Source organism: Bergeyella cardium (genome assembly GCF_009914665.1).
GTDB classification, from domain to species: domain Bacteria; phylum Bacteroidota; class Bacteroidia; order Flavobacteriales; family Weeksellaceae; genus Bergeyella_A; species Bergeyella_A cardium.
The window spans coordinates 218,972-231,383 of record NZ_CP029149.1; the positions used below are offsets into that span (position 1 = coordinate 218,972).

General features: G+C 40.3%; 15 protein-coding genes. 10 read left to right on the forward strand and 5 right to left on the reverse strand.

Features of this window, described 5'->3' with window-relative positions; translation table 11 throughout:
- Positions 1 to 10: 10 nt before the first annotated feature.
- Positions 11 to 787: a glycogen/starch synthase gene (locus tag DBX24_RS01040; protein ID WP_120488729.1), complete on the reverse strand. Its 777-nt coding sequence runs from the start codon at positions 785 to 787 to the stop codon at positions 11 to 13.
- 131 nt (positions 788 to 918) lie between these two features.
- Here DBX24_RS01040 and panC point away from each other — a divergent pair, with 131 nt between their 5' ends.
- A complete protein-coding gene (gene panC / locus DBX24_RS01045) occupies positions 919 to 1,770 on the forward strand; it encodes a pantoate--beta-alanine ligase (protein ID WP_160223694.1) in 852 nt (283 codons plus the stop codon).
- 9 nt (positions 1,771 to 1,779) lie between these two features.
- On the forward strand, positions 1,780 to 2,676 hold the full coding sequence (locus tag DBX24_RS01050) for a glycosyltransferase family 2 protein (protein ID WP_160223695.1): 897 nt from the start codon (positions 1,780 to 1,782) through the stop codon (positions 2,674 to 2,676).
- Between the two features lie 3 nt (positions 2,677 to 2,679).
- On the opposite strand, the gene DBX24_RS01055 is transcribed toward DBX24_RS01050, so the two are convergent.
- The 4 genes from DBX24_RS01055 to DBX24_RS01070 all read right to left on the reverse strand — a co-directional run bounded on the left by DBX24_RS01055 (position 2,680) and on the right by DBX24_RS01070 (position 6,528).
- Entirely contained in the window at positions 2,680 to 3,297 is a 618-nt protein-coding gene (locus DBX24_RS01055; RefSeq protein ID WP_160223696.1) for a 4'-phosphopantetheinyl transferase family protein, read from the reverse strand.
- 579 nt (positions 3,298 to 3,876) lie between these two features.
- On the reverse strand, positions 3,877 to 5,064 hold the full coding sequence (locus tag DBX24_RS01060; protein ID WP_120488725.1) for an ABC transporter permease: 1,188 nt from the start codon (positions 5,062 to 5,064) through the stop codon (positions 3,877 to 3,879).
- A 40-nt stretch (positions 5,065 to 5,104) separates the two neighbouring features.
- Entirely contained in the window at positions 5,105 to 5,467 is a 363-nt protein-coding gene (gene rbfA / locus DBX24_RS01065; protein WP_120488724.1) for a 30S ribosome-binding factor RbfA, read from the reverse strand.
- Between the two features lie 17 nt (positions 5,468 to 5,484).
- On the reverse strand, positions 5,485 to 6,528 hold the full coding sequence (locus tag DBX24_RS01070; RefSeq protein ID WP_120488723.1) for a hypothetical protein: 1,044 nt from the start codon (positions 6,526 to 6,528) through the stop codon (positions 5,485 to 5,487).
- A 144-nt stretch (positions 6,529 to 6,672) separates the two neighbouring features.
- Between DBX24_RS01070 and DBX24_RS01075 the strand changes: the two genes are divergently transcribed.
- From DBX24_RS01075 to frr, 8 genes are all read left to right on the forward strand, one after another.
- The gene (locus tag DBX24_RS01075) at positions 6,673 to 7,155 is read left to right on the forward strand and encodes a DUF302 domain-containing protein (protein ID WP_160223697.1); all 483 of its coding nucleotides are present in this window, start codon (positions 6,673 to 6,675) and stop codon (positions 7,153 to 7,155) included.
- 167 nt (positions 7,156 to 7,322) lie between these two features.
- The gene (locus DBX24_RS01080) at positions 7,323 to 8,180 is read left to right on the forward strand and encodes a YicC/YloC family endoribonuclease (RefSeq protein ID WP_120488721.1); all 858 of its coding nucleotides are present in this window, start codon (positions 7,323 to 7,325) and stop codon (positions 8,178 to 8,180) included.
- Positions 8,181 to 8,191: 11 nt separating this feature from the next.
- On the forward strand, positions 8,192 to 8,746 hold the full coding sequence (gmk, locus tag DBX24_RS01085) for a guanylate kinase (protein ID WP_160223698.1): 555 nt from the start codon (positions 8,192 to 8,194) through the stop codon (positions 8,744 to 8,746).
- A gap of 12 nt (positions 8,747 to 8,758) precedes the next feature.
- Positions 8,759 to 9,187: a quinolinate synthase NadA gene (nadA, locus tag DBX24_RS01090; protein WP_160223699.1), complete on the forward strand. Its 429-nt coding sequence runs from the start codon at positions 8,759 to 8,761 to the stop codon at positions 9,185 to 9,187.
- A gap of 39 nt (positions 9,188 to 9,226) precedes the next feature.
- Positions 9,227 to 10,252 (forward strand): NAD(P)H-dependent glycerol-3-phosphate dehydrogenase, encoded by a 1,026-nt coding sequence (locus DBX24_RS01095; protein ID WP_160223700.1) that lies wholly within the window; start codon positions 9,227 to 9,229, stop codon positions 10,250 to 10,252.
- Between the two features lie 43 nt (positions 10,253 to 10,295).
- Positions 10,296 to 10,781, forward strand: coding sequence for a hypothetical protein (locus DBX24_RS01100; protein WP_160223701.1), 486 nt, complete (start codon positions 10,296 to 10,298; stop codon positions 10,779 to 10,781).
- Positions 10,782 to 11,072: 291 nt separating this feature from the next.
- Positions 11,073 to 11,780, forward strand: coding sequence for a UMP kinase (gene pyrH, locus DBX24_RS01105; RefSeq protein ID WP_120488715.1), 708 nt, complete (start codon positions 11,073 to 11,075; stop codon positions 11,778 to 11,780).
- Positions 11,781 to 11,817: 37 nt separating this feature from the next.
- Positions 11,818 to 12,372, forward strand: coding sequence for a ribosome recycling factor (gene frr / locus DBX24_RS01110; protein ID WP_120488714.1), 555 nt, complete (start codon positions 11,818 to 11,820; stop codon positions 12,370 to 12,372).
- Positions 12,373 to 12,412: the final 40 nt, after the last annotated feature.

Genomic DNA, 12,412 nt, shown 5'->3' on the forward strand with positions numbered 1-12,412 from the left:
ATAGTAGAAACTAACTTAAATATACATTTTCCATAGATTCTGCTTCCACAAAATCCGCTTTTTCAGAGGTAGCCTCTTTATACATCTGCTCATAATCTCCTTCGAGGAATTCATCTCCTTTCACAACTACATCTACGAGGTTCATCGCTTCGGCAATGAAATCCTGAGATCTCAACCCTTCCAGAGCTTTAAGGTTTTTAATTTTATCAAAAGCCAAAACTTTTTTTATTTTCTCGTTCAGCTCAACTTCTGGTTCATTATAAACGGACATTACGAGCTTTGTATTATTAAAGAAAAAATCTTTTTTATAATAATTTTTAAGATAGATTGGAATAAACGATGCCATCCAACCATTAAAATGAATCACATCTGGAACCCAATTGAGTTTTTTTATAGTCTCTATCACTCCTCTTGCGAAGAAAACTGCTCTTTCACCATTATCCTCAAAAGGATTTCCTTCTTCGTTTTTATAATAGAATTTTCTTTTGAAGTACTCTTCGTTATCTATAAAATACACTTGAAGCCTCTCTCCTGGTAGGGAAGCAACTTTTATAATAAGAGGTTGGTCTAAGTCATTAATAATTATATTCATCCCCGAGAGTCTAATCACCTCGTGGAGTTGAAATTTCCGCTCGCTGATAAGACCGAATTTAGGCATAAAAACCCGTACATCATTCCCTTCTCTGTGCATTTTCAGAGCAGTTTTATTGACGGTTTCTGCCATATTGCTGTCTTCCTGGTAAGGAAACATCTCGGTGGTTACATATAAAATCTTTTGATTGAGCATAACTATTTTTGCTTATTCCTGTTCTGATAATATAATTAGGCGCAAAATTACAAAAAATTAATCTAATAATTTTATACCTATATTTTTTATGCTGTAAATCATTTTTTAATTTACTTTTGCCAAAAATTTTTATGGAAATTTTAAATAATAGAGAATCGCTCAAAGGCTATATAAACGCTCAAAAAGAGCAAGGTAAAAGCATCGGTTTTGCTCCAACTATGGGTGCTTTGCATAGCGGGCACCTGTCTTTATACGAGCACGCAAGGAAGGATAATGACATCGTCATCTCTTCCATATTCGTAAATCCTACCCAGTTTAATAATCCTGAAGATTTAGAAAAATATCCCAGAACGATAGATAAAGACATCAACTTATTAAAGGAACACGGATTCGTAGATGCTGTTTATATCCCAACGATAAATGATATTTACCCTAATGGAGCCCAGAGCAAGCAGTATGATTTCGGTGGTTTGGAGAGCGAAATGGAAGGCAAGTTCCGACCCGGTCATTTTGATGGCGTGGGTACAGTTGTAGAGGAACTGCTAAGGCAAGTTCAGCCCAATAGAGCCTATTTCGGTGAGAAGGACTTCCAGCAGCTCGCGATTATAAAAAAACTCATTGAAATTACAGGACTTCCTGTGGAGATTTATGGAATCCCGATTGTAAGGGAAGAAAATGGTCTCGCCCTAAGCTCGCGCAACCAGCGGCTAAGCCCAGAGCGAAGAGCAGAAGCAAAACTCATCTACGAAACCCTAACCAAGGCAAATGAAGATTTCAAAGCGGGGAAAAATCCCTCCGAAATTCGTAGAGCGGTAGCCCAAACCTTTGATAATATAAAGGACTACACCCTCGAATACATCTCCATAGCCGATGAGGAAACCCTAAGAGAAGCCCACGAATTCCTCCCTAGCAAGAGCTACCGCGCATTTATCGTTGTAGTGGTAGATGGCGTTCGTTTAATTGATAATCTCCACTTAAAATAGCCTACCCTCGTGAGGTTTCTCATCATCATTCCCGCGCATAATGAAGCAGAGCACATTTCCCTCTGCCTTTATTCGTTGGAGTATCAAACGCATCAAGATTTTAAAATCGTAGTGGTGAATGATGGCTCTACCGACAGCACAGCAGATGGTATTGAGAACTTCCTCGCCACCTCCCCCATTAAACCAAAAGTTGAAATTTTAAATCTATCCCCTTCGGAGCATCAGCCAGGTGCAAAGGTAGTGAGGGCGTTCTACTCAGGGCTAAAAGCCTCCTCCCTTCAAGATATCGATATCATTTGCAAGTTTGATGCAGACATTATCTTCCCTGCGAATTACCTCGAAGCGCTTGACCTCATCTACCGGGAAAATCCAAAAATCGGTATGGCGTCTGGGCTTGTAAGAATAAAAAAGGGGGAAGAACCCAGCACAGACCGCTATAATTTTAGCAATAAGGCTCAAGTTTGGGCATTTGAAGACCTCTCGTCTCCCGAGCATATACGGGGGCCTATTAAATCCTACCGAAAGCGGTGTTTTAATGATATGGGCGGGCTCCGAGACTGCTTGGGGTGGGATAATATTGATGTCCTCCTCGCAAAAAAATCAGGCTGGCAATGCCTCACCATAAAAAACCTCTGGGTAAAGCACCTGCGCCCCACCGCCTACCAATACAGGCATCAGAAAGTGGAAAAGATGGGCGAGTATTTCTACAACCTCGGGCTCAGCCTGCCCCTCGCTGCGGTATCGGCATTAAAATCGGTACTCAAGAGCCGCACTCCGATGGATTTTTTTCGCATTCTCCGCTCTTTTCGCAAGCAAAAACACCCACTTCTTCTCAGCCGAGAGGAGGTTGATTTCATCCGAAAAGAGCGATGGAGAACCACTCTCAGCAAGCTCAAATTTCGGTAAAAATCATTCGCCCAAAACAATAGTAAGCACATAATCATCAAAGAAAATAACCCTCGCAAGATAGTTATCCTCCCCATTTTCATCATAAACTCGGCAGCGAACCGCCCCTAAATCTGCCTCCGAAAACGGAAAGACCTCATAATGTTTTTTGAGCGACCAATGCTTCGTATGGTGCATTTTGTAGAGGCTTTCCTTGACCGACCAGACCGCTGCCAAATACTCCAGCTCGTTTCCTCGAGGCACAAAAGCCTTTTCATTTGGATTGAGAAATTTGTCCTTCAGCCTTAAAAGTTTTGGATTGAGGCGCTCCACATCCACCCCGATTTTCCTCTGCGAATAGCCCAAAACAGCGTAAGGATACGAGTGTGAAATCGAGATTTCATAACTTTTCGGCTGGAGGTAAGGCGCGCCCTCGCGATACAAAATCCTATGCCCTGGGAGCGACTGCCGAAGCAGCTGGCGAATCATCAGCACCTCCTGAACCTTCCTCTGCGGGTAGCCCTTTATCTTCGCCTCATCCTCTGGCGACAGGAGCTCCTGCGCTGGAAACGCCTCCCCCTCGCTACACCTCCAAACAAGGAGCTGTGCATCGGCATCTGAAAAATCTCTAAAAAAAGGCATCTCTTCTTTTTTGTTTTATAATGAAGCGCAAAAATATCCAAAATTAATTTCTCACCGCCCGCTTTTCTTCACTCCATACTCCCCTCTCTCTCCTCTCAAAACCCTCTATTTTTAAGGATTTCCCCTTTCTTAATTACAGAATTAATAACAAAATCATCGATTTTTCACTAATTTCAATCTAATTCCGCACTAAAACCCTTCAAGTTTCCAAGGATTTAATTTCCCCCATATTGCGCGTACCCCCCCCACGGGGATTTATTACAAACAAGGTTGTTTCTCCTTAACCCCCCGAAGGGTTTTATTACAAACAGGGTTGTTTGTCTTTAACCCCAACGGGATTTTATTCCAAACGGAATGCGCGGAATAAAATGTTAATAATAATATGGGGTCTCTGACCCCTTTATATTGAAATTGATAATGATTATAATTGTTTTTTATTAATTCATTAAAAAAATACTTATAATATTTTTTAAATCGTGAAAATATCTTAGGAGAAGGGATGATTGCCTACGAATAATCTCCCTTATAGCGATGCGCTACCTACTGCTGATTTGCCTACTGCTGATTTCTTATTATTACCTACCGCCGAGATTTCGAGAAAAACCAAGAGACGAGGAGACCCATTGCGAGGGCTATGGAGGTTACGAGGATGTAATTGTTCAGTGTAATTTTTATAGGGAAAGGGAGGTATTCGCTGGCTTTTACGAGCCCTGTATTGAGCTGGAAGAGGCAGATAAGCGTACCGATAATAAGCCCTAAAACAATCCCAAAAAGCACGATGAGCAAACCTGTGTAGAAGTATATTTTTCTGAGATTTCTTTGTGAAAATCCGAGTGAGATAAGGGCTTTTGCCTGCTCTTTTTTATCGAGCTGTAAAATGATGATTGCCCCTGCCAGATTAAATGTTGTGATGAAGATTACGAGCGTAAAGATGAGATAAATCATCAGTTTTTCGGTATTGATCATTTTCCAGAAGGCAGCGTTTTCTTCTTCTTTTGTTTTTAAGGTATAGTCGCTCCCGAGTTGGCTTTCTAATTGGGATTTTATGGTATTGGCTTGGCTTTCGTCTTTTAGTTTTATCACTATGCTATAGGCGGCAGATTTTGGTAAATCCAAGAGCTGCTGTGCGAGTTCCAATGGTGCAATGATATGGTTATTCAGCTCATCATTATCGGAAAAAAACACCCCTGTAGTATAGATTTCTTTCTTATTAAATATATCTTCTTCTTTGCTGATGATTCCTGTACCAGCTTTGGGCATAAAGAGCGTTGCATAGTCATTTTCAGTATCTATGGGAATGGAAAGCCGGCTATTAAGACCGTTTTCTATAAATACTTCATTGGAATAATCAAAGGATGGATAGTGCCCCAAAAGCAGCTTTTTATCTATGGGATTTACCGAAGTATAAGCAGAATCTACTCCTCTCAGATAGGCGATTTCTCCCACATTATTATAGCTGATATAGACCTTTTCTTGTATTACCTTGGAGAAGTGTTTTACTTCATCGGTTTTGGAGAGAACGGACTTTAGTTTCCCAATGTTTTTAAGCGTTTTTCCCTCTTTTGGATAGATGCTAAGGTCAGCGTGTAGGTTTGCGATGATGTCCTTATTCAAATCTTCCAAACCTGAAAATACGGATACGATGATAAACATTGCTGCTACGGCAGTCATCATCGCAAAGGCAGCAAGCCAAGTGATAAAGGTTACGGCAGTATTGCCTTTCTTGGCGATAAGGTATCTTCTAGCGATATAAAAAGGGGTATTCATACGCAGAGAAATGCTGAGCGTTTGCTTTTAGTTTTTAGGATTAAAGCACTGGATTATCTCCTTCGCCTCTCAGTTCGCGCTCCAGTCTTTCCACATCATCCAGTGAGGTATCGAGATAGAATTGAAGGTCTGGGATGATTCTCACTTGCTTTGCCATTTTCTGCCCGATGAAGTTTCGGTATTGGGATTTATTGGCTTCCACTTCCTTCATAATTGGCGCTCTAAATTCTTGAGGGAAAATACTGAGGTAAATCTTCGCAATGCTGAGATCAGCGGTTACTTTTACATCAGAGACGGTAATGATGAAATTCTTATTGCTTTCTGCCGATTGTTTTCTAAAAAGTTCGGCAAAATCTTCTTGTATAATTTGTGCGACTTTACGCTGTCTATTGCTCTCATTCATACTGCAAATGTAGGATATTAAAATGAATTCTTCAACAAGGCAGCCAATGCAGAGGCGACTTTCTCTTGCGAATAATCATTAAAATCGAGGGGAGTATTAATGATTTCTAAAATTTGAGTTTCAATATCCTCTTTTTCCTCAAAAATAAATGGAAGCGGAGATTCGTATCCTTTTGGGAATATTGCGGGCTTCTGATATCTGATGGCATCGCCTGTGTTTCCACTGATTTTGGTTTTGCCGTAAGTCTCTTCAACGCTCATAAAGGTGGTTTTTTCTTGTATCGGGCACCAGAGAACATCAGCAGAGGCCATTATTTGGTCAAAGGTTTCTCGGCTAAGTTTTGTACTGAAAAATTTTATTTTGAGATTGGCAGGCAAGTGTTTTTGAGCTTCTTTTAGCCAAGAGTGCTCGGCGCTGCTGGCTTTTCCACAGAAAATAATTTCAGCATTGAGTTTAAAAGTTTTTATCCTCTTCAAAATATGCAGATAATCTCTCCGCTTTTGGGAGACAGCACCTGGAATTACAATTCTTATTTTTCCAGTGGTTTTTGGTTTTCCGCTTAATTTTTCCGAGTAGAAAACAGGGAGAAATATCCGCCCTTCAGTTGCCAGAGATTTGCCTAAAACAAAGGTTTTGCTCACATTTTTATAAAGATTGGGAGCAGAAAGCAATCCCTCTTTTAGTAGGAGTTTAAGTCTGAAAACCACCTCTTCTTTAAAGATATTTTTAAAGAGACTGAGCTTTGAAGATTTTGAAAAGTTGATATTATGAACTATAATGGTTGCACTCTGTTTTTTTATAATTTTTTTAAAGATATGAAAGTATCTGTGCGCTGTCCCTATAATTATAAGGTTATAATTTTGCTTTTCGAGCTCTGATAATAGATTTTCTGGGGAGACTACAAAAATATTCTGTTGAATGGGATTAATCTGCTTCAAAATCTTTTCAGATAGGTAGAAATCGATTTCAAAATCTCGAGAGAGCAGGGTAAGCTCCATAAAATTCTGTACGATTTCAGGGTGAGTATCTATTTCTATATAAGCGATTTTAGGCTTTTTCATACCTGATTCTTTTTTACAAATGAAGCGATTGCAAATTTCATTAAAAAAAGGGAATAGGCAATTGTATAAAGCTATTGTATTTGGCTTATCAAAGGATTGTTGAAGTTTTTATATTTTTGACAGTAAAAATAAACGAATAATAAAATGAAAAATATTTTTATGATAATGGGAATCATCCTCTTTCAGATGCTTTTTTCTCAATCGAAGACAGGTACAGACCTTGTTTTTAGAAGTCAGTCAAATTTCAGTGAAACCCTAAACCAATTAAGGCAAATTCTGAAAGAAAAAGAGATAAAGATTTTTGCAGAGATAGACCACTCCCAAGCAGCAAAAGAAGTGGGTATGGAGCTAAAACCTGCTACAGTTTTTATTGTGGGTAATCCCAAAGCAGGTACTCCAATAATGCAGGAAGATATTTATGCTGCGATAGAGCTCCCTCTCAGGATTTTAGTAGCAGAAAGCAGCGGTGAGGTAAGGCTCATTTATCAGCGGGTTTCCCCTCTGGCGGAAGCATATTACCTATACAATTCAAAGGTGAGGTTAAAAACCATAGACACAAATATTGAGAAACTTTTAAGTGCTTATTTTTCCAAAATAGAACCGAATTTACAAGGCAGAATTAAATAAATAGTATTACTTGTCAATTTAATAGTAAAATAAAGGGCGTAACCTTAATCCTTAATATTAAGTAAGCATCCTACACTATGGCTAAACATCTACTTGCAAAGGTGCGCCTCTCATACCGTAAATAGAAATAATTATTTTATATTTTTGCCCCAATTTTTTTAGACAATATGATTTTATCTATGACAGGCTTCGGAAGAAGCGAAGGTGTTTTTGAAGGGAAGAAAATCAGCGTAGAGGTGAAATCGCTCAACTCTAAGTCCTTTGACCTGAATATAAGAGTACCCGTGAGGTATAAGGAAAAGGAATTTGACCTGAGAAAAATCCTTAATGATGGAATTATCCGAGGCAAGGTAGATTGCTTTATCAACTGTGATACGCTGGATGCATGCAATGATGTAAAGATAAATAAAGAGCTCATCGCTTCCTATATGGAGGAGCTGAAAGACTGTGCAAGCGACGGCCCCGAGTTTGAATACCTTAAAATGGCCGTACGAATGCCTGAAGCCATCTCTTCTAAACCCGATGAACTAAGAGAAGAGGAATGGAACTTCCTCACAGGGCTTTTCCGCGAAGCACTGGAAAAATTCACAGACTTCAGAAAGACCGAAGGAAAAGTACTGGAAGAAGACCTTTCCAAATGCCTTGAGAACATCGGTGAAAATCTAAAAAAGGTCCAGCCTTTCGAGGAACAAAGAATCATTAACATTCGTGAAAGATACCAGCGAACCCTCTCTGAATTTGAAAATATAGATGAGACGAGGTTCTACCAAGAGCTGGCATATTATACCGAAAAACTGGACATCTCGGAGGAGAAAGTGCGACTTGCCCAGCACTTAAGCTACTTCCGCGAAGTGATGAAAGGAGAAGATTTATCAGGGAAAAAGCTCGGGTTTATCTCTCAGGAAATCGGCAGGGAAATCAATACTCTCGGCTCAAAAGCAAACCAAGCAGATATACAAAAGCTCGTTGTCGCAATGAAAGACGACCTTGAAAAAATCAAAGAGCAAACGCTCAACATACTTTAAAAAGCGTAAGAATGAAAGTCATTATATTTTCGGCACCCTCAGGAAGTGGTAAAACTACACTCGTAAAGCACGCCCTCGAAGTTTTCCCTCGCCTCGCTTTTTCCATCTCCTGCACTACAAGAAGCCCACGAGGAGAGGAAACTCACGGTAAGGATTATTATTTTTTAAGCCCTGAAGAATTTAAATCAAAAATTGCCGAAGGGGCTTTCGTGGAATACGAAGAAGTATATACCGATAAATTTTACGGCACTTTGAAGGATGAAGTACAGAGAATTTGGGATGAAAACAAAGTCGTCATCTTCGATGTAGATGTAAAAGGAGGCATAGCACTCAAAAAGTATTTCGGGGCACAGGCGCTTTCTATTTTCATCAAGCCACCGTCTGTGGAGGAGCTCGAGCGCAGACTTATCTCTCGCGGCACCGATGACGAAGCAACCATCAAAACCCGAATTTCCAAAGCCGAAGAGGAGCTTTCTTATCAGCATCAGTTTGATAAAATCGTAACCAATGACAACCTCTCCGATGCTAAAAAAGAAGTAGAAAGTTTAATACAATCATTCATCTAAAACCTAAAAACAATGGGTATTCAAACTCAAAAAAAAGAAAAAGAAAACCTGCCTGTGTTTGACTTTATGCGCTTCGGAGATTTACAAATCCCCTCAGGAGAGCATCTGTTGCAGTCCATTCAAAAACTAAAAGAAGAAAAAGGAATTTTAGTCTTTGCCCATCAAAATATGAGTACTGAAATCAAATCAGTGGCTGATGTTACGGGGAGCTCCATTCGCCTCCTCCAAAAAGCCAATGAAAATAAACTCCACACAATAGCTTTCTGCACGAGTAAAACCACTGCTGAGCTGGCAAAAGCCCTCTCCCCAGAGCGGAAAATCATCTTCTCCGAACCCGATTTAGAAAAACTGTATTTATCCTTAAAATATGAGCTTCCAGAAGTAATCGCAGACGATGCACTTCTAACCCGAATAGAAAAAGTACTCAGCACAGAGGAATAATCATTTTTCAGATCTAAAAACCATTAAATACATCTATCTATGGCTAATGAAAATATAAATTACGATACTCAGGAAGTGCTCCCCTCGGTGGGTGTGGTGGGGAGTGGTAGCTTCGCTACGGCTATTGTGAAGATGCTGGTGCAGAATTCCAAACTCGTGCACTGGTGTGTGAGAAATGAATATGTAAAAGGTGCTATCGAGCGCAGAGGGCATAACCCAAGCTACCTCACGGCGGTTAATTTCAACTTGGAGAACCTTCAGCTCACAACCGATATTAATGAAGTGGTTTCGGCTTGTGATATCATCGTTCTCGCTACGCCGTCTATCTATCTTTCAGACGCTATGGATGGGCTTTCTTGCGATTATAAAGGAAAGGTTTTCGTCTCCGCCATCAAGGGTATCGTACCAAAAGTAAATGATGTAGTAGCACACTACCTTAGAAATGAATTTAGCATTGGGTTTAAGTGCCAAGGCGTCATTGCTGGACCTTGCCACGCCGAAGAGGTAGCGATGGAGCGCCTCTCTTATCTTACCATTGCCGCTGCCGATGAAGAGGTAAAAGCGAAGCTCATCCGATTATTCTCATCTAATTTCATCAATGTGCATAGCAGTAGCGATATTCTCGGAAATGAATACAGCGCCATCCTCAAGAATATCTATGCTATCGGGGCGGGGATTGCGAGTGGATTGGGCTATGGTGACAACTTCACGGCAGTCTTCGTGAGCAATGCCATTCGAGAGATGGAAACCTTCCTTGAAGGGATATACGAAGCGCCAAGAGATGTAAATGAAAGCGCATATTTAGGAGACTTGCTCGTAACGGCATACTCCCTCTTTTCGAGGAACCGCAGCTTGGGGAATCTCATCGGGAAGGGCTATACGGTGAAGTCCGCCATACAGTCTATGAATATGATTGCCGAAGGCTACTACGCCGCACAATCTATCTATAACACCGCCCGCGAGAAGAATCTCCACACTCCGATGATTGATACGATTTATAAAATCCTCTACGAAAACAAAAACCCCGAAAAAGAATTTGAAAAGCTAACCTTAGTTCTGAATTAAAAAAAACTAAATTTGAAGCTCATAACATTAAAATTATATCGTAATGAACAGATTTATTTTTTCCTCAGTCCTCGTGTTTTCAGTATTAAGCAGCTCAATTTCTGCTCGCCCTCTACCCGTTTCTGAAAGGGTAGATGTCTCTTTAATGAGCCCCGAACAGCAAGATACCGCCTCTTCGGTAGCGCTGAAGTTTATCAACTCCTACATCAAAGCATTGAACTCTACAAGTAATATAGGTGCGTGGGTTAATAAAAATAAGTTGGTAACTAAGGAGTTTAAAGTGGCGTATAAGAAGCTCACCGCGCGTGACCTTGATGCTGACCCCATTCTTGATGCCCAAGACTGTCCAGACGGGGGTTACAAGCTGGTTTCGTATGATAAAAAAACGAATTATGTTGCCGTAAACCCCAAAGGTGAAGACTGGGGCGATTACAAAGTCCTCATCAAAATGAAGAATATTCAAGGGAAATGGTTCGTAGATGGCTGTGGTATAGTAAACATCCCTGCCTCTAAGCAAGGCAGAAGATAGAAAAAATTGCTTCTCTGTTTTATAAAAAGGAAGTAAAGGTTGTTAAGTTGTCATTAAGCTCAGCAAAATTGCTGGGCTTAATATTTAAAGAATATTTCCCTTTTTTATACTAAAAGTAGAAAAAGTATCACTATATATCTTATTAATTTATCAAAAATAGAGAGATAGAAAAAGAGATTTTGGCTCAAAAAACAAAAAGAAAACAAAGGACTTCCTAAGGTTTTTAAAGAAAGAACAACAGGTAGTTTTCTATATTTCATTATATTTGCAAGCAAATAAATCATTCCAAAAATGAAATACAGCAGAATCCTCCTCAAACTAAGTGGCGAAGCCCTAATGGGCAACAGACAATACGGAATAGACAACGACAGGCTGAAAGAATACGCCGAAGAGATAAAAAAAGTAACCGATTTGGGCTGTGAAGTAGCCATTGTGATTGGCGGAGGAAACATCTTCCGAGGGCTGGCAGGAGCAGCAAAAGGAATGGATAGAGTGCAGGGCGATTATATGGGGATGCTGGCAACGGTGATTAATGGTATGGCGCTACAAGGAGCATTAGAAGATGCAGGGATAAAGACCCGACTGCAATCTGCCATAGAAATGGATAAAGTAGCTGAACCTTTTATCAAGAGAAGAGCGGTGAGACATTTGGAGAAAGGAAGAGTAGTGATTTTCGGGGCAGGCACAGGCAATCCATACTTCACGACCGATACGGCAGCGACCCTCCGCGCAATAGAAATCGGCGCCGATGTCATCCTCAAAGGAACAAGAGTAGATGGTATCTACGACAGCGACCCAGAGAAAAACTCAAATGCAGTGAAATTTAATGCGCTGACCTTTGAGGAAGTTTTTGAAAAAGACCTAAAAGTGATGGATATGACGGCATTCACCCTGAGCCACGAGAATAAACTCCCCATCATCGTCTTTGATATGAACAAAGAAAATAACCTCCTAAAACTCGTGCAAGGCGAAAATATAGGGACATTAGTGAATTCGTAATAAAAAAAAATATATCAACTTTATTATTTCATAAAGAATGGAAGAATTAAATTTAATAGTAGAGACTGTAAAACAAGAAATGCAAGCCGCAATGAAGCACCTGGACCACGCATTCCAGAAAATACGCGCAGGGAGAGCTTCCACAGCTATGGTACAAGATGTAATGGTAGAATACTACGGTGCCCCTACCCCTCTGAACCAAGTAGCTAATGTATCCATACCCGATGCAATGACCATCTCCATACAACCTTGGGATAAAACTGCCATCGGAGCTATTGAGAAAGCAATCATTGTGTCCAACTTAGGCTTTGCACCTTCAAACAACGGAGAGAACATCATCCTGAATGTACCCCCACTTACAGAGGAAAGAAGAAAAGAACTCGCAAAACAAGCAAAAGCCGAAACCGAGCAAACCAAAGTAACCATACGAAACGCCAGACAGGACGGAATGAAAGAACTGAAAAAGCTCGACGGCGTATCCGAAGACATCATAAAAGATACCGAAAGTAGTATACAAGAACTTACCGACAGCTTCGTGAAAAAAGCAGATGAAGTCCTCAAAACTAAAGAGGCAGAAATAATGAAAATCTAAAGCTCCTTAAAGCTAATAGGTTTCATTAAGAAAGTATAAG

Bases quoted from the DNA above. Each gene is read 5' to 3' on its own strand.
- rbfA (WP_120488724.1), bottom strand. From the start codon at position 5,467: ATGAATGAGAGCAATAGACAGCGTAAAGTCGCACAAATTATACAAGAA.
- DBX24_RS01060 (WP_120488725.1), bottom strand. From the start codon at position 5,064: ATGAATACCCCTTTTTATATCGCTAGAAGATACCTTATCGCCAAGAAA.
- pyrH (WP_120488715.1), top strand. From the start codon at position 11,073: ATGAAATACAGCAGAATCCTCCTCAAACTAAGTGGCGAAGCCCTAATG.
- DBX24_RS01100 (WP_160223701.1), top strand. From the start codon at position 10,296: ATGAACAGATTTATTTTTTCCTCAGTCCTCGTGTTTTCAGTATTAAGC.
- nadA (WP_160223699.1), top strand. From the start codon at position 8,759: ATGGGTATTCAAACTCAAAAAAAAGAAAAAGAAAACCTGCCTGTGTTT.
- gmk (WP_160223698.1), top strand. From the start codon at position 8,192: ATGAAAGTCATTATATTTTCGGCACCCTCAGGAAGTGGTAAAACTACA.
- DBX24_RS01095 (WP_160223700.1), top strand. From the start codon at position 9,227: ATGGCTAATGAAAATATAAATTACGATACTCAGGAAGTGCTCCCCTCG.
- frr (WP_120488714.1), top strand. From the start codon at position 11,818: ATGGAAGAATTAAATTTAATAGTAGAGACTGTAAAACAAGAAATGCAA.
- DBX24_RS01055 (WP_160223696.1), bottom strand. From the start codon at position 3,297: ATGCCTTTTTTTAGAGATTTTTCAGATGCCGATGCACAGCTCCTTGTT.
- DBX24_RS01070 (WP_120488723.1), bottom strand. From the start codon at position 6,528: ATGAAAAAGCCTAAAATCGCTTATATAGAAATAGATACTCACCCTGAA.
- DBX24_RS01040 (WP_120488729.1), bottom strand. From the start codon at position 787: ATGCTCAATCAAAAGATTTTATATGTAACCACCGAGATGTTTCCTTAC.
- DBX24_RS01075 (WP_160223697.1), top strand. From the start codon at position 6,673: ATGAAAAATATTTTTATGATAATGGGAATCATCCTCTTTCAGATGCTT.
- DBX24_RS01080 (WP_120488721.1), top strand. From the start codon at position 7,323: ATGATTTTATCTATGACAGGCTTCGGAAGAAGCGAAGGTGTTTTTGAA.
- panC (WP_160223694.1), top strand. From the start codon at position 919: ATGGAAATTTTAAATAATAGAGAATCGCTCAAAGGCTATATAAACGCT.